The 18121-nt window shown below is 68.4% G+C and carries 17 protein-coding genes; 3 read left to right on the top strand and 14 right to left on the bottom strand.

The window, feature by feature from the left end; translation table 11 throughout:
* Window positions 1-98 precede the first annotated feature (98 nt).
* Window positions 99-1517 carry a nitrate/nitrite transporter gene (locus ACWDUN_RS05595; protein ID WP_449925650.1) on the bottom strand — a complete coding sequence of 473 codons (1419 nt, stop codon included), beginning with the start codon at window positions 1515-1517 and terminating at the stop codon, window positions 99-101.
* Window positions 1518-1875: 358 nt separating this feature from the next.
* On the opposite strand from ACWDUN_RS05595, the gene ACWDUN_RS05590 reads away from it, so the two are divergent.
* Window positions 1876-3540: a DUF222 domain-containing protein gene (locus ACWDUN_RS05590; RefSeq protein WP_449925647.1), complete on the top strand. Its 1665-nt coding sequence runs from the start codon at window positions 1876-1878 to the stop codon at window positions 3538-3540.
* 6 nt (window positions 3541-3546) lie between these two features.
* On the opposite strand, the gene lgt is transcribed toward ACWDUN_RS05590, so the two are convergent.
* From lgt to ACWDUN_RS05560, 6 genes are all read right to left on the bottom strand, one after another.
* Entirely contained in the window at window positions 3547-5694 is a 2148-nt protein-coding gene (gene lgt / locus ACWDUN_RS05585; RefSeq protein ID WP_449925645.1) for a prolipoprotein diacylglyceryl transferase, read from the bottom strand.
* A complete protein-coding gene (trpA, locus tag ACWDUN_RS05580; protein WP_449925643.1) occupies window positions 5691-6479 on the bottom strand; it encodes a tryptophan synthase subunit alpha in 789 nt (262 codons plus the stop codon). Before trpA ends, lgt begins: the two co-directional genes overlap by 4 nt.
* Window positions 6476-7735, bottom strand: a complete 1260-nt coding sequence (trpB, locus tag ACWDUN_RS05575) for a tryptophan synthase subunit beta (RefSeq protein ID WP_449925642.1) — start codon at window positions 7733-7735, stop codon at window positions 6476-6478. The genes trpA and trpB overlap by 4 nt, the downstream gene beginning before the upstream one ends.
* A gap of 45 nt (window positions 7736-7780) precedes the next feature.
* Window positions 7781-8596: an indole-3-glycerol phosphate synthase TrpC gene (trpC, locus tag ACWDUN_RS05570; protein ID WP_449925639.1), complete on the bottom strand. Its 816-nt coding sequence runs from the start codon at window positions 8594-8596 to the stop codon at window positions 7781-7783.
* A gap of 68 nt (window positions 8597-8664) precedes the next feature.
* Window positions 8665-9288 (bottom strand): TIGR02234 family membrane protein, encoded by a 624-nt coding sequence (locus ACWDUN_RS05565; protein ID WP_449925636.1) that lies wholly within the window; start codon window positions 9286-9288, stop codon window positions 8665-8667.
* A complete protein-coding gene (locus tag ACWDUN_RS05560) occupies window positions 9285-10880 on the bottom strand; it encodes an anthranilate synthase component I (RefSeq protein WP_449925634.1) in 1596 nt (531 codons plus the stop codon). The genes ACWDUN_RS05565 and ACWDUN_RS05560 overlap by 4 nt, the downstream gene beginning before the upstream one ends.
* On the opposite strand from ACWDUN_RS05560, the gene ACWDUN_RS05555 reads away from it, so the two are divergent.
* Both ACWDUN_RS05555 and ACWDUN_RS05550 read left to right on the top strand, forming a co-directional pair.
* Window positions 10879-11349: a peroxiredoxin gene (locus ACWDUN_RS05555; RefSeq protein ID WP_449925631.1), complete on the top strand. Its 471-nt coding sequence runs from the start codon at window positions 10879-10881 to the stop codon at window positions 11347-11349. The genes ACWDUN_RS05560 and ACWDUN_RS05555 overlap by 2 nt on opposite strands.
* Complete coding sequence (locus ACWDUN_RS05550) at window positions 11346-12143, top strand: ABC transporter ATP-binding protein (RefSeq protein ID WP_449925629.1); 798 nt, start codon at window positions 11346-11348, stop codon at window positions 12141-12143. Before ACWDUN_RS05555 ends, ACWDUN_RS05550 begins: the two co-directional genes overlap by 4 nt.
* Here the strand turns inward: ACWDUN_RS05550 and ACWDUN_RS05545 are convergent.
* From ACWDUN_RS05545 to hisH, 7 genes are read right to left on the bottom strand one after another with little or no spacing between them, the layout of a single operon-like run.
* The gene (locus ACWDUN_RS05545; protein ID WP_449925626.1) at window positions 12140-13147 is read right to left on the bottom strand and encodes a hypothetical protein; all 1008 of its coding nucleotides are present in this window, start codon (window positions 13145-13147) and stop codon (window positions 12140-12142) included. The two genes, ACWDUN_RS05550 and ACWDUN_RS05545, sit on opposite strands and share 4 nt — an antisense overlap.
* The gene (locus tag ACWDUN_RS05540) at window positions 13137-14771 is read right to left on the bottom strand and encodes an HsdM family class I SAM-dependent methyltransferase (protein WP_449925623.1); all 1635 of its coding nucleotides are present in this window, start codon (window positions 14769-14771) and stop codon (window positions 13137-13139) included. The genes ACWDUN_RS05545 and ACWDUN_RS05540 overlap by 11 nt, the downstream gene beginning before the upstream one ends.
* 35 nt (window positions 14772-14806) lie before the next feature.
* Window positions 14807-15151, bottom strand: coding sequence for a phosphoribosyl-AMP cyclohydrolase (gene hisI, locus ACWDUN_RS05535; RefSeq protein WP_449925620.1), 345 nt, complete (start codon window positions 15149-15151; stop codon window positions 14807-14809).
* Window positions 15148-15921: an imidazole glycerol phosphate synthase subunit HisF gene (gene hisF / locus ACWDUN_RS05530; RefSeq protein ID WP_449925618.1), complete on the bottom strand. Its 774-nt coding sequence runs from the start codon at window positions 15919-15921 to the stop codon at window positions 15148-15150. Before hisF ends, hisI begins: the two co-directional genes overlap by 4 nt.
* Before the next feature lies 1 nt (window position 15922).
* A complete protein-coding gene (locus ACWDUN_RS05525; RefSeq protein WP_449925615.1) occupies window positions 15923-16735 on the bottom strand; it encodes an inositol monophosphatase family protein in 813 nt (270 codons plus the stop codon).
* Window positions 16735-17469, bottom strand: a complete 735-nt coding sequence (gene priA, locus ACWDUN_RS05520) for a bifunctional 1-(5-phosphoribosyl)-5-((5-phosphoribosylamino)methylideneamino)imidazole-4-carboxamide isomerase/phosphoribosylanthranilate isomerase PriA (protein WP_449925612.1) — start codon at window positions 17467-17469, stop codon at window positions 16735-16737. Before priA ends, ACWDUN_RS05525 begins: the two co-directional genes overlap by 1 nt.
* A 23-nt stretch (window positions 17470-17492) precedes the next feature.
* Window positions 17493-18119, bottom strand: a complete 627-nt coding sequence (hisH, locus tag ACWDUN_RS05515) for an imidazole glycerol phosphate synthase subunit HisH (protein WP_449925609.1) — start codon at window positions 18117-18119, stop codon at window positions 17493-17495.
* Between the last annotated feature and the right edge of the window lie 2 nt (window positions 18120-18121).

Below are 18121 nucleotides of genomic sequence, written 5' to 3'. Positions count from 1 at the left end.
GTTCCGGCTCCTTTGAGGCGACGTTATGGCGAAGAAAACTCGACCTCACAGCACGCTCATCCCCGCGGTGAGCCGCTGTGAGGCCCGAGTTCGCCCGGTTATGCGGTGGCCACCGTCTCGGGAAGTCCTTTACTGACCGGCGCCTTGGCCGACGACGACAGCCGCAGGAACACGAACCAGGTGACGATGGCGCAGATCACGTAGAAGCCGAGGAAGACCCAGAAGGCGTTGGTCGCCGACTTCGCATCGCTGACATAGGACATCCGCAGCACGATGTTGATGAAGACGCCGCCCAACGCTCCGACGGCCCCGGCGAAACCGATCAGGGCGCCCGACATGCTGCGCGACCAGGCGGCCTTCTCGTCCTTGCTCCATTCGTCGCGGCCCTGTGCCTTGGCCTCGAAGATCGACGGGATCATCTTGTAGGTCGACCCGTTTCCGAGGCCGGACAGGACGAACAACAGGATGAAACCCGTGACGTATGCGGCCATCTGGCCGCCAGTCGGGGCACCGGCCATACCGTCGTCGAGAACGCCTGCGATGACCAGGATTCCGGCCGCGAAGATCATCGCCACGAACACGTACAACGTGATCTTGCCGCCACCGATCTTGTCGGCGAGCTTGCCGCCGAAGGGCCGCGAAATGGAACCCAGCAGCGGGCCGAGGAAGGCGATCTGCGCGGCGTGCAGGGCGGCCTGCGCCGGGGTGTCGCCGCCGGCGAGGAAGTTGATCTGCAGCACCTGACCGAAGGCGAAGCTGAAACCGATGAACGAGCCGAAGGTTCCGATGTAGAGGAAGCTCATCACCCAGGAGTGCTTGAAGCGCATCGCCTCGACCATGGCGCCCAGGTTGGAGCGCTGATTGCCCAGGTTGTCCATGAACAGTGCGGCGCCCAGGGCGGCCAGGCCGACCAGGACGAGGTAGATCGCGCACACCAGATACGGCGCGGTGTTGCTGACGGTCGCGATGACCAGCAGGCCGATCAGCTGGATGACCGGAACGCCGATGTTTCCGCCACCGGCGTTGAGTCCCAGCGCCCAACCCTTGAGTCGCTGGGGGTAGAACGCGTTGATATTGGTCATCGACGAGGCGAAGTTTCCACCGCCCAGTCCGGCGAAAGCCGCGACGAGCATGAAGGTGGTGTAGGACGTCCCGGGCCGCGACATGACCCAGAGGGTGAGCGCCAGCGGGATGAGCAGCAGCAGTGCGCTGACGATGGTCCAGTTGCGCCCGCCGAATCTGGCCGGTGCGATGGTGTACGGGATGCGCATGAAGGCACCGACGAGAGTCGGCATCGCGACGAGATAGAACTTGCCTGCCGCGTCGATGCCGTAGACGTCCTGCGGCATGAACAGCACCATCACCGACCAGATGGACCAGACCGAGAAGCCGACGTGCTCGGCGAAGATCGACCAGATCAGGTTGCGCTTGGCGATGTTCTTTCCGCCTGACTCCCAGGCTTCGACATCCTCGGCGTCCCAATGCGCGATATCGCGATTGCGGCTTGATTTGAGCACGGGTTCCTCCCAGCAGCGGAAACGGTTGAGACAGAAGTTATGTTTCGGCCATTCCGCATCGGTTGCACCACCGTGTCGGCTCTGTCAACAGCTACTCACATCGCAGTCAGCTGCTTCCGTGCGCCATGGGATTCATGGCAGAAGCACGGTGGAAACCGAAACGAAACAAACCAGGGCGTGCGGCAATGTTCTTGTGCGCACCTCGAATCCGCGTATCGACGGCGTTCGAACCCAACGCAGAAACGTGTCTATACTCCTCGATCTAGTTGCGCGCCAATGCTTTTTGAGCATCTGTGGATGGATGAGGCGCCTGTGGACAACCGGTTGTCATGTCGGTGTGCCGCGATAAAATTCGAACATGCTTGCGAATCGGGTGGCGGATCGGGAGGCCGTGCTGGCGGCCTTCGATGCCTACGATCGCGCCTGCGAGCAGCTGGCGATGATGGATTTCACCCGCATGACCCCGGCCGAGCTGTTCGATCTGCAATCGCGTCGCGAGCACCGGTCCCGTACCACCGCCGGGGTGGATCACCGCATCCTGGCCGCACTACAGGCCCAGGCGACCCCGAAGGACATCGGGGCGCGGACATGGCCGCAGATCCTGACCACCCGGCTGCGGATCTCGGAGTCCGAGGCCGAGCGTCGTGTCCGTGATGCCCGCGACCTCGGGCCTCGGCACGGTATGAACGGTGAACTGCTGGATCCGGTCCTGCCATCGTGCGCGCGGGCGCTCAGCGAGGGCAGCATCAACCTGGGCCATGTCCGTGAGATCCGCGACGCCGTCAGTACCGCGGCAAAGCATGCCGATCCATCGAGATGCGCGCAGATCGAACAGGATCTGGTCGACGCGGCGACCGGCATCACCCCGCGCACCCTGCGTGAGGTCGCCGATTACGCGGTCTACTGCCTCAATCCGGACGGTGACGGTCCGGATGTGGCGGCCCACCAGCGTGGCATCACGTTGGGTCGCCAGGACGCCGACGGGTTGATCCGGGTGAGCGGGTGGGTGGATCCCGAACTGGGCGCGTATCTGAAAACGGTGAATCAGGTGTGGGGTGCACCCGGGGTCAACAATCCCGCCGACGAGCACCCGGTCAACAATCCGAGCCCGAATCTGCTGCGCAACGTCGACGGGCTGCCCACACCCGAACCGATGCCGCCAACTCCCCGGCCGCAGCCCGAGCCCAAGTCTGATGCGCCGGTCACGGTGCCCGCCCAAGATGCCGGCTTCCCCGAGGCCAGCGTGCTCGCCGAGTTCGTCGTGCCCGCACCCGAACCGTTCGACCAACGCCGCACCGACCTCGACCTCGCGCTCGCTGCACCCCCGGTCGCTGAGGCCGACGCAGCCGAACTCGCCGAACGCCGACACCTGCTGGACATCGATGCCGGCAGCGCGGCCGCCCGCGACACCCGCACCCGCGCGCAGCGCCACCACGATGCCCTCAAAGCAGTGGTGCGTCATGCGTTGATGTCCAAAGAACTGGGCCAACACAACGGGTTACCGGTGACCGTGATCGCCTCCACCACGCTGGCCGAGTTGCAGAAGGCGGCCGGGATCGCCCGGACCTCGGTAGGCACGAAAATGCCGATCCGGGACCTGATCCGGCTGGCCGAGCACGCCTACCACTACCTGATCGTCTACCGCGAGCACACCGCCGAACCGCTCTACCTCGCCCGATCGAAACGGTTGGCCTCCAAGGCCCAACGCCTGGTCATGATCAACCGCGACCGCGGCTGCACCAAGCCCGACTGCCCCGTCCACGGAGCAGGTTGCCAAGGCATGCACGCCGAACAAGACTGGGCCGCCGGCGGACACACCGACATCACCGGCCTCGGCCTGGGCTGCGCACCCGACAACCAACTCGCCTTCGACACCAAATGGGCCACCAGCATCGGCGAAGACGGCCGCATCCACTGGCACCCACCACCACTACTGGACGTCGGCCAAGACACCCTCAACCACTACCACCACCCCGAAGAACTTCTCAGACGTCGCGAAGAAGACTCCGGCGAGGACCCGTAGCTGTTCTCAGCGGCGGCGCTGCCACCACCGCTTGCGCGGTTGGGGCGCTGCGGGCGGGGTTGTCACGGCCGGGGATGCGGCGGGCTCGGGTTCTGATGCGGTGGCGGTCTCGGTGCTCGGTTCCTCGGAATCGGTCGACTCGTCCTGAGAAGAGTCGACATCCCCGCCATCCTCGGCTTCGGCGGCCGGTTCTTCCGCGACGGCGCCGGCCGTGTTGGCCTCGGCCAAGACGGCGTCATCTACGGCCGGTTCATCGGCTTGCCCGTCAGGTGGTGTCGCATCGACGTCGGTCACGGCGAGAAGCTCGGCGTCGGGCCCGGTCTGAATGACATCGCCAGCATCGCCTGCTGCGTCATCTTCGAGAGCAGCTGCCGCGGCCTCGATCTCGTCATCGGCGGCGTCTGCGCCATCTGTTTCGGCGGGCTCGTCGACGTCCGCATCCGCGGTGTCGGCTTCCGCCTCGACCTCGTCCTCCGGGGTGGGCTCGGACTCCGGTTCAGCCGGCTCGCCTTCGGTCGCGGTCTTGCCGTCTTCGACATCGTCCGCGTCATCTGAGGCCTCGGTGTCAACGGCGGCTTCCGCCTCGACCTCGTCCACCGAGGTGGCCTCGGACTCCGGCCCAACCTGCTCGGTCTCTTCGGTCGCGGTGTCGCCTTCTTCGACAGCTTCCGCGTCGGCGTCTTCGACATTGTCCGCGTCATCCGACGCCTCGGTGTGATCGGCGGCTTCCGCTTCGACGAGTTCCTCATCCGCAGAGTCGGTCGCTTCTTCCGCGTCGGTCGCCGGGGTCGGCTCGGAGTCCTGCTCGGCCTCGGCGTCATCAGCGGCGGCATCTGGCTCGACGTCGGTCACCGCAAGGAGTTCAGCCTCCGGCCCGTCCGGCTCGGCACCGGCCTCGTCGGCCTCGACCGCACCGTCTTCGGCAGCCTCGGCCTCGAACTCGTCGGCGGCCTCCGCCTCGGGCGAACTCTCGACCTCATCCGCCGCCACCCCGTCCTGTTCTGCGGGCTCGGCTTCGGCATCAGAATCGGTCGCTTCAGTCTTGACATCGGTCACCGCAAGGAGCTCAGGTTCCGGCTCGCCTTGTTCATCCTCGGCGGCATCATCCGGTTCGACGACCTCGAGCACCTCGGTCTCTACGGCCACCTCTTCGGCATCAGCCCGGTCCGCGGCCTCGGACACGCCCGTACCGCCGCCGCCATCGGCGACCACGACCGCAGCAGCAGCACCACCGGCGGCGCCCGTCGCGATCACCTTGGTGTCCAGGTCCTCGACGACGAGCTGGCGAGCCTGGTCACCGGCCAGCGTCGCGGGTGCTTCACGGCCCTTCGGCGCGACCATGATGTACACCACCGCCGCGATGAAGACGAACGTCGCGGTGAACGAGTTGATCCGGATGCCGGCGATCAGCGTCGCGGTATCGCTGCGCAGCAACTCGATCCAGAACCGGCCCAGGCAGTAGCCCGCGACGTAGAGCGCGAAGAGCCTGCCGTGCCCGAACTTGTACCGGCGATCGACCCAGATCAGGATCACGAAAACCAGCAGATTCCACAGCAGCTCGTACAGGAACGTCGGGTGCACGACGCCGATCACCTCACCCGTGGACACGCCGTTGAGCGTGTCCCGGAAGCCGGCGGCATCCCTGCGTTCGTAGATCTCCAGGCCCCAGGGCACCGTCGTCGCCCGACCGTAGAGCTCCTGGTTGAAATAGTTACCCAACCGGCCGATCGCCTGGGCCAAGATGATCCCGGGCGCGATCGCATCCCCGAACGCCGGCAGCGGTATCCCACGCCGTCGGCAACCGATCCACGCCCCCAGGGCGCCCAGGGCCACCGCGCCCCAGATCCCCAGTCCGCCATCCCAGATGCGGAAGGCCGCCGCCAGGCCGGCCCCGCCCTCGCCGAAGTAGGTGGGCCAGTCGGTCATCACGTGGTACATCCGCCCACCGACCAACCCGAACGGAACGGCCCACAACGCGATGTCGTAGATGACGCCGCGCTCGCCACCGCGCGCTGCCCAGCGGCGATCACCGATGACCAGGGCGGCGATGATGCCGGCGATGATGCACAGTGCGTACGCCCGCAACGGAACGCTGCCGATGAACCACACGCCCTGATCGGGGCTCGGGATATAGGCCAGCGTCGTCACCGTCATGCGCGGACCGCCTGCCGAACACCCTCGGCCAGTTCGGCGGTCAGCGCGCGCAACGCATCGACCCCGTCATCCAGCGCGGACACCAGTGCCGACCCGACGATCACCCCGTCGGCATACGCACCGATCTCGGCGGCCTGTTGCCGGGACCGCACGCCCAGGCCGACACCCACCGGGATATCGGAGATCGCCTTGACCCGGCTCACCAGTTCGGGAGCCGCGTTCGACACCGCGTCGCGCGCGCCGGTGACACCCATGGTGGAGGCGGCATAGACGAAACCCCGCGAGGCCCGCACCGTCGCCGCGAGCCGCTCCGGCGTCGAGGACGGCGCCACCAGGAAGATCCGGTCCAGATCGTGTGCCTCGGAGGCGGCCAGCCAATCATCGGCCTCGTCGGGAATCAGATCCGGAGTGATCAATCCCAGCCCGCCCGCGGCGGCCAGGTCCCGGGCGAAGGTGTCAACACCCTTGCGCAGCACCGGATTCCAATACGTCATGACCACGGCATGCCCGCCGGCGTTGCTCACCGCCTCGACCACCCGCAGCGCGTCGTACACCCGCACCCCGCCGGCCAGCGCCGTTTCGGTGGCCCGGGCGATGGTGGGCCCGTCCATCCCGGGATCGGAGTAGGCGACTCCGACTTCGACGATGTCGCAACCGGATTCGACCAGGGCCGTCATAGCCGCGATCGAGGTGTCCACATCGGGATAGCCGGTCGGCAGATAACCGATCAGGGCCGAGCGGCCTTCGGCGCGGCACGCATCGAACACCGTCGCAAGCCGACTCACGACTTCTCCTCCAACAGCCCGAACCACTTCGCCGCGGTTTCGACGTCTTTGTCGCCCCGGCCGGACACGTTCACCAGGATGATCGCCGAGGGCCCCAGCTCGGCGGCGAGCTTGCATGCTCCGGCCACCGCATGGGCCGACTCGATCGCAGGGATGATGCCCTCGGTACGGCACAACAGCGAGAAGGCATCCATTGCCTCGGTATCGGTGATCGGCCGGTACTCGGCGCGGCCGACGTCCTTGAGCAGCGCGTGCTCGGGTCCGACACCCGGATAGTCCAGCCCCGCGGAGATCGAGTGGGACTCGATGGTCTGCCCGTCCTCGTCCTGCAGCAGGTAGGAGAACGACCCCTGGAACGCACCGGGCGATCCACCGGTGAAGGTGGCGGCATGACGGCCGGTCTCGACGCCGTCACCGGCGGCCTCGAATCCGACCAGACGGACGGCGGGGTCGTCGATGAAGGCGTGGAAGATGCCGATGGCGTTGGATCCGCCGCCGACGCAGGCAGCCACGGCGTCGGGCAGCCGGCCGGCCTGTTCACGCATCTGGACCCGGGCCTCCATGCCGATGATGCGCTGGAAATCGCGGACCATCAGCGGGAAGGGATGCGGTCCGGCCGCGGTGCCGAACGCGTAGTAGGTGTTGTCGGCGTTGGCCACCCAGTCCCGGAACGTCTCGTTGATGGCGTCCTTGAGGGTCGCAGAACCCGACTGGACCGAGACCACCTCGGCGCCGAGCAGCCGCATCCGGGCGACGTTGAGCGCCTGGCGGGCGGTGTCGACCGCACCCATGTAGATGACGCACGTCAGCCCGAGCAGGGCGCAGGCGGTCGCGGTCGCAACACCGTGCTGACCGGCTCCGGTCTCGGCGATGACCCGGGTCTTGCCCATCTGCCGGGCCAACAGCGCCTGTCCGAGCACATTGTTGATCTTGTGAGAACCGGTGTGGTTGAGGTCTTCTCGCTTCAGGAAGATGCGGGCACCGCCGACGTGCGCGCTGAGCCGCTCGGCCTCGTACAGCGGTGACGGACGCCCGCTGTAGTGGCGCTGCAGGCGGTCCAGTTCGTCGAGGAAGGTCTGGTCGCTGCGGGCCTTCTCGTAGGCCGCGGTGACCTCCTCGATGACGGCCATCAACGCCTCGGGCACCAACCGGCCGCCGTAGGCGCCGAAATGGCCCTTGGCATCGGGGTCGTGACTGGTGGGTTCGGCCAGTGCGGCACTGGTGTTCGGCAGGTCGGGGCCGGCGATATCGCCCATGTTCTACAGCGCCTCTTCGCGGGAGCGGCTCATCGTTGTCTGGGATCAGCGTGAAGGTTTCGGGCAGGACGGATGCGCACCCGCGGTGACCAGTTCCGACACCGCGCCGCGGGGATCACCGCTGGTGACCAGGCCCTCACCCACCAGGACCGCGTCGGCACCGGCACCGGCGTAGGCCAGCAGGTCGGCGGTCCCGCGGACACCGGATTCGGCCACTCGGATGATGTCGGTCGGCAGTCCCGGTGCGATGCGGGCGAAGCAGTCGCGATCGACCTCGAGGGTCTTCAGATCGCGGGCATTGACCCCGATGACGGTCGCGCCGGCGTCCAGTGCCCGGTTGGCCTCTTCCTCGGTGTGCACCTCGACCAGAGCGGTCATCCCCAAAGACTCGGTGCGGTCGAGCATCGACTCCAGAGCCTTCTGCTCCAGCGCCGCGACGATCAGCAGCAGCATGTCCGCGCCGTGCGCGCGCGCCTCGTGGATCTGGTACGGCCCCACGATGAAATCCTTGCGCAGCACCGGAATCGATACCGCCGCGCGCACGCTGTCCAGGTCGTCGAGCGAGCCGTTGAACCGGCGCTCCTCGGTCAACACGCTGATGATGCGGGCGCCACCGTCCTCATAGGCCGTGGCGAGTTGCGCCGGGTCGGCGATCGACGCCAGTTCGCCGCGCGACGGGCTGGCCCGCTTGACCTCGGCGATCACCGCGATGCCCGGTGCGCGCAGCGCGGCCATCACGTCGAGCGCCGGGCGTGCGTCCTTGGCCCGCTGCTTGATATCGGCGAAGCTGACGGCGGCTTCCCGGGCGGCAACATCGGCGCGGACTCCTTCGATGATGGAGTCGAGCACGGTCGCCGTCATTGGCCATCGTCCTTTTCGGTCGGTCGGAGCGTTCCCATGAAGGTTAGTCGCCAGCGCTGCACCCGCCGTCACCGACCCTTGTTGTCCGGGTCGGCCGACTTGTCGGGGCCTTCACGGGTGGGATCGCTGCCCTCGTCCAGGGCGTCCCACATCATCCGTTCCGACATCTGCGCCGGCTCCGACGCGGTCTCCTTGCGCACCGCCTCCCGGCGTGCGGCCGGCGCCGCGTACCGGGTGCCCGCACCCTTGGCCGTCCCGGCCGAGCGCATCAAGATCACCGCCGCCAGCAGGGCGATCACCGCGGCCAGGACGGCCGTCGCCGCGCCCCAGTAATGCCGCTGCGAGCCCACCAGCGCGACCACCGGCACCTCGGCCAGACCCGCACCGCGCACCGAGATGTCGTTGACCGCCCACTGACTGACACCCAGGTAGCCGATTCCGGCGCTGGACACGGCCACCAGCACCGCCACCGCACGCAACAGGCCCCCGCGTACGGCCAGGGCGACCACGGCGGCGGCCAGCAGCACCAGCGCCAGCGGTATCAGCGCCGTCGACCATTCGGCGCCGTTGAGCGTCGTGGTCTTGGGCTGCCCCAGACCGTCGGCCGAACTGATCTCGACCCAGGGCAACCGAGAGGCCACCCACAGGGCGAGCGCGGAGAGGGCCAGCAGCCCCTGTGCGAGGCGGATCATGACGACGCGGTATCCAGCGGCTCGCCGAGCGTCTCAGCGGCGGCAACGGCGGCCAGCACGGCCTTGGCCTTGTTGGTGGCCTCGTTGTACTCGTAGGGCCCGTTGGAGTCGGCCACGACTCCCCCGCCGGCCTGCACATAGGCGGTTCCGCCGCGCATCAGTGCGGTCCGGATGGCGATCGCGAAATCGGCGTTACCGGCGAAATCGAGGTAGCCGAGCACCCCGCCGTACAACCCGCGGCGGGTCAGCTCGACCTCTTCGATGAGCTCCATGGCGCGCACCTTCGGCGCACCGGACAGGGTGCCTGCCGGGAAACAGGCCGTGACCGCGTCCAGCGCGGTCTTGTCCTGGGCCAGGTGCCCGGTCACCGTCGATACCAGATGCATGACGTGGCTGTAGCGCTCGATATGGCTGTAGTCCTCCACCCGCACCGTCCCGGGCTCGCACACCCGGCCGAGGTCGTTGCGGCCCAGATCCACGAGCATCAGATGCTCGGCGCGCTCCTTGTCGTCGGCCAGCAGCTCCTTCTCCAGCAGCAGGTCCTCCTCCTCGGAGTCCCCGCGCCACCGGGTGCCGGCGATCGGATGGGTGGTGGCCTTGCCGTCCTTCACGGTCACCAGGGCCTCCGGGCTGGATCCGACGACCGAGAAATCAAGTCCGCCTTCGGCATTCGGCACGTTGAGCAGATACATGTACGGGCTAGGATTCGTGGCGCGCAGCATCCGGTACACGTCGAGCGGATCGGCGGTGGTGCTCATCTCGAACCGCTGCGACGGCACCACCTGGAACGCCTCGCCGGCCTCGATATCGCCGACGAGCTTCTCCACGATCGCGGTGTACTCCTGCACCGTGCGTTGCGCGTGGTACCGCGGCTGCGGCCGGCTGAAGGTCGCCACACTGGAGTGCAGCGGCTCACCGAGGGCCGCAGTCATCACGTCCAACCGCGCGACCGCATCGTCGTAGGCCTCGTCGACCCGCTCGTCGGTGCCGTTCCAGTTCACCGCATTGGCGATCAACGTGATGGTGCCCTCATGGTGATCGACCGCCGCGATATCGGTCGCCAGCAGCAGCAACATGTCCGGCAGGCCGAGGTCATCGGTGGCCAGCGCGGGCAGCCGTTCCAGCCTGCGCACCATGTCGTAGGCGAAGAATCCGACCAGACCCGAGGACAGCGGCGGCAGCCCGGGCAACGCGGCGGTGGCCAACAGGTCCAGCGTGCTGTGCACCGCGACCAGCGGATCACCGCCGGTCGGGGCGCCCTGCGGGGTGGTTCCCAGCCATCCGGCCTCACCGTCGCGCACGGTCAGGGCCGACGGCGCACCGGCACCGATGAATGACCAGCGCGACCACGACCGACCGTTCTCGGCGGACTCCAGCAGGAAGGTGCCGGGCCGGTTGGCGGCCAGCTTGCGGTAGGCCGACAGCGGGGTCTCGCTGTCGGCGAGAACCTTGCGGGTCACCGGGACCACCCGATGGCTGGCGGCGAGCTCCCGGAAGTCGGCGCGGGTCGTCGTGACGGCCAGCGTGCTGGCGTTAGCGGTCTGCACGAGGACAATCCTCCCAGACCCGCGTTGGGTAGCGTGGGCAGCCATGACGCTCCTCAAGCCCGGCGACCAGGTGGCCGAGTTCGAACTCCCCGACCAGACCGGGACCCCGCGCAGCCTGACCGCGCTGCTCGCCGACGGCCCGGTGGTGCTGTTCTTCTATCCCGCGGCGATGACGCCCGGCTGCACCAAGGAGGCCTGCCACTTCCGCGACCTCGCCGGCGAGTTCGCCGCCGCGGGCGCCGTGCGGGTGGGCATCAGCACCGACTCGGTGGACAAGCAGGCAAAGTTCGCCGATCAGCAGCGCTTCGACTACCCACTGCTGTCCGACTCCGACGGCGCCGTCGCCACCGCATTCGGCGTCAAGCGTGGCCTGCTGGGCAAGTTCATGCCGGTGAAGCGCACCACGTTCGTCATCGACACCGACCGCACCGTGCTGGAGGTCATCTCCAGCGAGCTCAGCATGGACGTCCATGCCGATCGGGCACTGGACGTCCTGCGGGCACGCACGGCGTGACACCCGTTCTCGACATCTGCGAGGTCACGTTCCGCCGCGACGGCAAGCAGATCATCGATGGCATCTCGCTGACCGTCCGAGCCGGTGAGCACTGGGCGTTGCTCGGCCCTAACGGGGCCGGTAAGAGCACCCTACTCGGATTCTGTGCGGCAGTGACGTTTCCGAGCAGCGGCACGGTGCGCATCCTCGGTGCGCAGATGGGCAAGACCGACCTGACGGTGCTGCGCCGCTCGATCGGGCATGTCAATCCGCGCCACCGGCTGCAGTATCCGCTGACCGTGCGCGAGGTGGTGCTGACCGGTTTCACCGCGACCATCGACACCGCCGCGCGGTGGACCCCGACCCCGGAACAGGCGGCCCGCGCCGACGATCTGATCGCGACGGTCGGCCTGGTGGCGCGCGCCGACGCGGTGTGGCCGACGCTGTCCCAAGGTGAGCGCGGCCGCGCCCTGATCGCCCGGGCGCTCATCGGCGAACCCGAGCTACTGTTGCTCGACGAGCCCAGCACCGGTCTCGATGTCGCCGCGCGCGAGCAGTTGCTGGAGACGATCGACACCCTGGACGACACCCACCCGGAGATGGCCTCGATCCTGGTCACCCATCACCTGGAGGAACTGCCGACCAGCACCACGCACGCGCTGTTGATCAGCGAGGGCCGCACCGTCGCCAGCGGTCCGGCGCCGACCACGGTGACCACCGAGCACGTCAGCGAGGCGTTCCGGCATCCCGTGACGGTCGGATTCGACGACGGCCGCTGGAGCGCGCGGGCGAAGGCCGGCTCGAAAGTGATCTAGGCGGTCGGGGCGCTGTTGCGCCGCCGCCGGGCCTCGCGGTGCCGGGTCACCGGGGAGGTGTCGATGACGCGGGAGGCCATGGCCGCCAGGAAACGGGCCGGCTGCAGTTGCGGCGGAACCGTGTCATGCCGGATGACGACGTGCGGTAGGGCCGCCAGTGCTTCGTCGACGGCCGCGGTCTCGACGTCGACGATCTCGAAAAGGGTTTCCGGATCGGCCTTTTCGATGCTGTCGACCTCGTCCTCGGGTGACTCCGCGATATCGGCGTCGTAGTCGATCATCACCAGCGCCACCGCGTGATAGGCATCGTCTTCGGTACCGAGCTTGCCCAGCAGGTCGATCATCCATTCGGCCTTGTCCGGTTCGGACGTCAGGATCGTCGAACGCAGACCGTAGACGAAGCCCAGCGCAGCCAACGGGTGCCGCAACCGCAGGTTCTTGGCGTCGCCGTAGCTCTCCTCGACCCGGTTGGCGGCGTTCTTGCCGAAGCTGGAATCCATCCGCTTGGTGCTGATCAGCAGCTCGGGGCCGGTGTCCCAGTCGGACATGATGACGTCGACCTGCTTCATGTAGTGCTTGCCCAGCACACTGGCGCTCGAACTGGACACGCCCTTCATGGAGCGCCGCAGCCGTTGCTCGATGAGGTGGCGTTCCTTGATCGGTAACGCCTGCAGCAGATTGGCGATGGCGCTGGGCATGATGCGGGGATCGGTCGGCCGTGGCCACACCGCGTCGGGATCGAAACCGGCGCGACGCAGTTCGTAGGACAGCCAGACATCGAGGGCCAATGCCGGCACCCCGGTGGTCGAGGGCGCGTCCAGGTACAGCGGAACGCCCAACAGCCTGCGCAACACCCGGAAATCGGGCACGTAGGTCAACGTCTCGGCGGTGCGGATCCACGGGTTGGTGTGCTCGCCGCCCGGTGCGGCATCGGCGACGATCCGGTCGAAGATGGCCCAGGCGGTGGCCTTCGCAGACGGTTTGGTGGACGGTTCAGCGGGCACGCCGCGACCTTACCGCCCTCCGCGATGCCAGCGAATGATGCGCGGCCCGAACCGATTCCAGATCGGTGTCGAGTCCCAGTGCGTCGTCGACGAGGGCCACGGCCTCCGGTAGCCGTCCGCGCGCCAGCAGTCCGGCCACGCCGCGGCGCACGGCGCGCAACCCCGCGGCGCGCGCGGTGACCAGTTCGGGTGCGGGCACCAGCCAGCGATCCGCCTCGCGCGGTTCGATTTTCAGCACCCCGCCGCCATAGGCGCGGCCCACCATCTCGGCGTGCAACACCGTGACCGAGTTCAGCGCCGCCAGCGGCAGCAGATCGCGCCCCACCGCGGCGACATCGTCGCGCAGATACACCCCGTGCACGGAGTTGAGGTGATGGGCGCGCGCCCGGTTGGTGACCAACCGCGGTGTGTCGGCGTTCATGCAGGTCAGCAGAAGATCGGCGGGGGCCAGCAGCGGTACCCGGTACCAGGGTGTGCGGACCCGGCACTTGTAGGCCAGATGCACCCCGGCGGCCTGTCCCGCCTCCACGTACCGCCGTGCCGCGGCCGACAACCGATCCGGGGGGCGGAACAGGTGCACCGACCGTCCTTCGGCGCCGAGCGTGCCGAGTTGACCCGCGGTCAGCGTGAGTCCGCGCAGATGCGCGCTGCCCGGCGGTGAGAGCGTCAGCAGTTCGGTCTCACCGAGGCCGAGTTCGGCGGCCCGCCCCGGAGACAGCGCGAAGAAGCCGTTGTTGCCGGTGACCATGCCCAGCGTCGTCTGGCCCCAGCGTTCCAGCACATCGAAGTGTCCGCCGGCCTGCAGCGTCTGCAGGGCCTCGACCGGCCGGTGCCCGATGAGCCCGCTGACCCATTTGTCGGACGGGTCCGCCGGTGACCAGTGCCGCTGCACCAGTTCGCTGTTGAGGGCATCGGCATTGCGCGCGCGGTGGATGACGGCATGCCCGGACGGCCCGGCGCCGAACCCGTCGGCCAGCAACAGCACCACATCGGCCTCCGCACCCGGGAAGACCTGTTCGTCGAACATCACCAGTTCCACGTTGGCGAACCGGTCGAAGAGGAACTGGCGGACGGCGGCGGCGTAGTTGACGCTGAGCAGTTCGGCCGGCAGCACCAACGCCATCCGGCCTCCGGGTGCCAGGAACAGCGCGGCGTGCACGGTGAACGCCGCCCAGCTGGATGCCAGGGCCGACAGCGTCACCCCGGCCTGCAATGCGGCACGGCGGGACTGGGCCCGCTGCTTACCGCGGAATTCCTGGTAGCGGATATAGGGCGGGTTGCCCAGGACCGCGGTGTAGGCCGGTCGCGGAGGGACATCGAAGAAGTCGGCGGTGCGGACCTGGGCCCGGCCACCGGCCTCGGCGACCCTGCGGCGGGCAATGGCCGCGCTGGCCCCGTGGATCTCGACCCCGTGCACCTCGGGTTGGTCCACCCCGAGACTGCGCAGCCGCTCGGTGGCCGCGACCAGAAAGGCGGCATCGCCTGCCGACGGTTCGAAGACGCTGTCCTCGGGGCTGCGAACCGCCCAGTCGGCCAGATGGTTCGTGATGGCCGTCGGGGTGAAAAACGCACCACGCGCCTTACGTGCGGCGGCTGTATCCATCGCCACCCTGCCGTCGGTCATCAGAGCATTGTTGCCGATGGCACCGACAAAACCGGTCAGCTGTCCCCGAGCAGCTGGTCGGCGTCGAAACAGCTGTGGTCGCCGGTGTGGCAGGCGCCGCCGACCTGATCGACCTGCAGCAGCACGCTGTCCCCGTCGCAGTCCAGCCGCACCGAGTGCACGTACTGGGTGTGCCCGGAGGTGGCGCCCTTGATCCACTGTTCGCCACGCGAGCGGGAGAAGTAGGTGGCCTCGCGGGTCTGCAGCGTGCGGGCCAGCGCATCGTCGTCCATCCAGGCGACCATCAACACATCTCCGGTGCTCCGCTCCTGCACCACCGCGGTGAACAGACCGTCGGCATTGCGCTTCAGCCGGGCCGAGATCGCGGGATCCAGGCTCATCGCACCTCCAGCCCATCGGCCGCCATCGCGGCCTTCACCTCGCCGATGGTCAGCTCGCCGAAGTGAAAGACGCTGGCGGCCAACACCGCATCCGCACCGGCATGCACCGCCGGTGCGAAGTGGTCGACCGCTCCGGCACCGCCGCTGGCGATCACCGGCACCGACACGGCCTCGCGCACGGCGTGCAGCATCGGCAGGTCGAAACCGGCCTTGGTGCCGTCGGCGTCCATGGAGTTCAGCAGGATCTCCCCCACCCCGAGTTCGGCTCCGCGGCGGGCCCATTCGACGGCGTCGATGCCGGTGCCGCGGCGGCCGCCGTGAGTGGTGACCTCCCAGCCGGACGGCGTGGAGGGTTCACCGGCGGGGACCGTGCGGGCGTCCACACTCAGCACGATGCACTGCGAACCGAACTGCCGTGACAGTTCGGCCAGCAGTTCCGGGCGCGCGATCGCGGCGGTGTTCACCGATACCTTGTCCGCCCCGGCGCGTAACAGGGTGTCGACATCGGCGACCGACCGGACACCCCCGCCCACGGTGAGCGGGATGAAGACCTGTTCGGCGGTGCGACGCACCACCTCGAGCATGGTGCTGCGACCCGACGAGGACGCGGTGACATCCAGGAATGTCAGCTCATCGGCGCCGGCGGCATCGTAGGCGGCCGCCAGCTCGACGGGATCCCCTGCATCGCGCAGGTTCTCGAAGTTGACCCCCTTGACCACCCGGCCGTCGTCGACGTCCAGGCACGGGATGACCCTGACCGCAACGCCCATCTCAGTAGTCCTCCGGTGCGCCCGCGGCGGTCACCAGTTCCAGGATCTGCGGGTGGATCCCGGGGGCGGCGGCCAGCGCCGACTTGGATTCGATGGTCCACGGTTGGCCGGCCAGGTCGGTGACGATGCCCCCGGCGGCGCGTACCAGTGCGACACCGGCGGCGTGGTCCCAGACGTGGTGGCCGAAACTGATGGCCCCACCCAGGATCCCGGCCGCCACATAGGCCAGGTCGACGCCGGTGGCACCGTGCATCCGCACCCGCGAGGACACCCGGCTGAGGTTGGCCAGCACCTCGGCGCGGTAGCGGCCGGGAAACCGGCCCCGCGAGTCGATGTTGAAGGTCTGGATCCCGATGATCGACTCGGCCAGGCCGGTCGACGTCAGCGCGGGAAGCTCGCCTCCGTTGTCCCGCAACGGGGTATCCACCATGGCGGTGTACCGGTTGCCGGTGAACGGCAACCAGGTCAGCCCGGCCACCGGGGTGCCCCGGTGCAGTAGGCCGAGCAGGATCGCTGCCATCGGCGACCCGGCGGCGTAGTTGAACGTGCCGTCGATGGGGTCGAGCACCCAGACCAGCTCCGAGTCGACCGGCGCTCCCCCGAATTCCTCACCGTGCACCCCGATGCCGGTGCGTTCGGTCAGCGCGGCGACGACCTGCCGTTCGATGGCCAGGTCCACCTCGGTGGCGAAGTCGTTGCCCTGCTTGCGGACCGCGGAGTCGGCGCGGTGCCCGGCGACGAACGGCGCCGACGCGTCGTCGAGGATCTCGGCGGCGGTCGCGACCAGCGCCGCCAGTTGGGCGGGCTCGAGCATCAGCTGCTGACCGCGGCGAGCGCCTCGGGGAGGGTGAACCGTCCGGCGTACAGCGCCTTTCCGACGATGGCGCCCTCGACACCTCGCTCGGTGAGGGTCGCGATGGCGCGCAGATCGTCCAGGCTGGACACGCCACCGGAGGCGATCACCGGTGCGTCGGTGCGGTCGGTGACCGCGGCCAGCAGCTCCAGATTCGGGCCGTTGAGCGTGCCGTCCTTGGTCACATCGGTCACCACGAAGCGCGAGCATCCCTCGCCGACAAGGCGATCCAGCACCGGCCACAGGTCGCCGCCGTCGGTCTCCCAACCGCGCCCGCGCAGCCGGTACTCGCCGTTCTCCAGCTTGACGTCCAGACCCACGGCAACCTTGTCCCCGTGCTCGGCGATGGCGGCCGCACACCACTGCGGGTTCTCCAGCGCCGCCGTGCCCAGGTTGACCCGACGACATCCGGTGGCCAGCGCGGCCTTCAAGGATTCGTCGTCACGGATACCGCCGGAGAGTTCGACCGCGACGTCGAGCCGACCGACCACGTCGGCGAGCAGTTCACGGTTGGAGCCGCGGCCGAAGGCGGCATCGAGGTCCACCAGGTGGATCCATTCGGCGCCGTCGCGCTGCCAGCCCAGCGCCGCGTCCAGCGCGGAGCCGTACTCGGTTTCGCTGCCGGCCACACCCTGTACCAGGCGCACCGCGCGGCCTTCGACGACGTCGACGGCGGGGAGAAGAATCAATGACACGTGCGGATACCTTACTTGTCGTCTCAGTCGAGGCTGTCGACCCAGTTGCGCAGCAGCATCGCACCGGCGTCGCCGCTCTTCTCGGGGTGGAACTGGGTGGCCGACAACGCGCCGTTCTCGACGGCGGCCAGGAACGGCACCTGATGGGTGGCCCAGGTCAGCTTCGCATCGGCGTCGCCGGTCCAGGTCTGCGCGGCGTAGGAGTGCACGAAGTAGAACCGGGTGTCGGCGTCGAGCCCCTTGAACAGGGTGCTGTCAGCCGGGGCGTCGACGACGTTCCAGCCCATGTGCGGGATGACCGGCGCGTCCAGGTGCGTCACGGCACCGGGCCACTGGGCGCAGCCGCGGGTCTGCACCCCGAATTCGACGCCCTCGGTGAACATGATCTGCATGCCGACGCAGACGCCCAGCACCGGACGGCCGGCGGCCAGCCGGTCGGCGATGATCTGCTCACCGCCGATCGCCCGCAGGCCGACCATGCAGGCCTCGTAGGCGCCGACGCCGGGCACCACCAGCCCGTCGGCCTCCAGCGCGGCGGTCGCATCGGCGCTCACCACGACCTCGGCGCCGGTACGTTCCAGCGCGCGCTGCGCCGAGCGCAGATTGCCGGACCCGTAGTCCAGGATGGTGACCTTCTTCGAAAGCCCCACGG

The organism is Mycobacterium sp. NPDC003323 (assembly GCF_053589535.1).
This window is presented reverse-complemented; position numbering and strand designations above follow the sequence as displayed.

Bases quoted from the DNA above. Each gene is read 5' to 3' on its own strand.
- ACWDUN_RS05540 (WP_449925623.1), bottom strand. From the start codon at position 14,771: ATGACCGACGGCAGGGTGGCGATGGATACAGCCGCCGCACGTAAGGCG.
- ACWDUN_RS05560 (WP_449925634.1), bottom strand. From the start codon at position 10,880: ATGGCTGCCCACGCTACCCAACGCGGGTCTGGGAGGATTGTCCTCGTG.
- ACWDUN_RS05555 (WP_449925631.1), top strand. From the start codon at position 10,879: ATGACGCTCCTCAAGCCCGGCGACCAGGTGGCCGAGTTCGAACTCCCC.
- ACWDUN_RS05525 (WP_449925615.1), bottom strand. From the start codon at position 16,735: ATGCTCGAGCCCGCCCAACTGGCGGCGCTGGTCGCGACCGCCGCCGAG.
- hisF (WP_449925618.1), bottom strand. From the start codon at position 15,921: ATGGGCGTTGCGGTCAGGGTCATCCCGTGCCTGGACGTCGACGACGGC.
- hisI (WP_449925620.1), bottom strand. From the start codon at position 15,151: ATGAGCCTGGATCCCGCGATCTCGGCCCGGCTGAAGCGCAATGCCGAC.
- trpB (WP_449925642.1), bottom strand. From the start codon at position 7,735: ATGGGCGATATCGCCGGCCCCGACCTGCCGAACACCAGTGCCGCACTG.
- ACWDUN_RS05565 (WP_449925636.1), bottom strand. From the start codon at position 9,288: ATGATCCGCCTCGCACAGGGGCTGCTGGCCCTCTCCGCGCTCGCCCTG.
- ACWDUN_RS05590 (WP_449925647.1), top strand. From the start codon at position 1,876: ATGCTTGCGAATCGGGTGGCGGATCGGGAGGCCGTGCTGGCGGCCTTC.
- lgt (WP_449925645.1), bottom strand. From the start codon at position 5,694: ATGACGGTGACGACGCTGGCCTATATCCCGAGCCCCGATCAGGGCGTG.
- trpC (WP_449925639.1), bottom strand. From the start codon at position 8,596: ATGACGGCGACCGTGCTCGACTCCATCATCGAAGGAGTCCGCGCCGAT.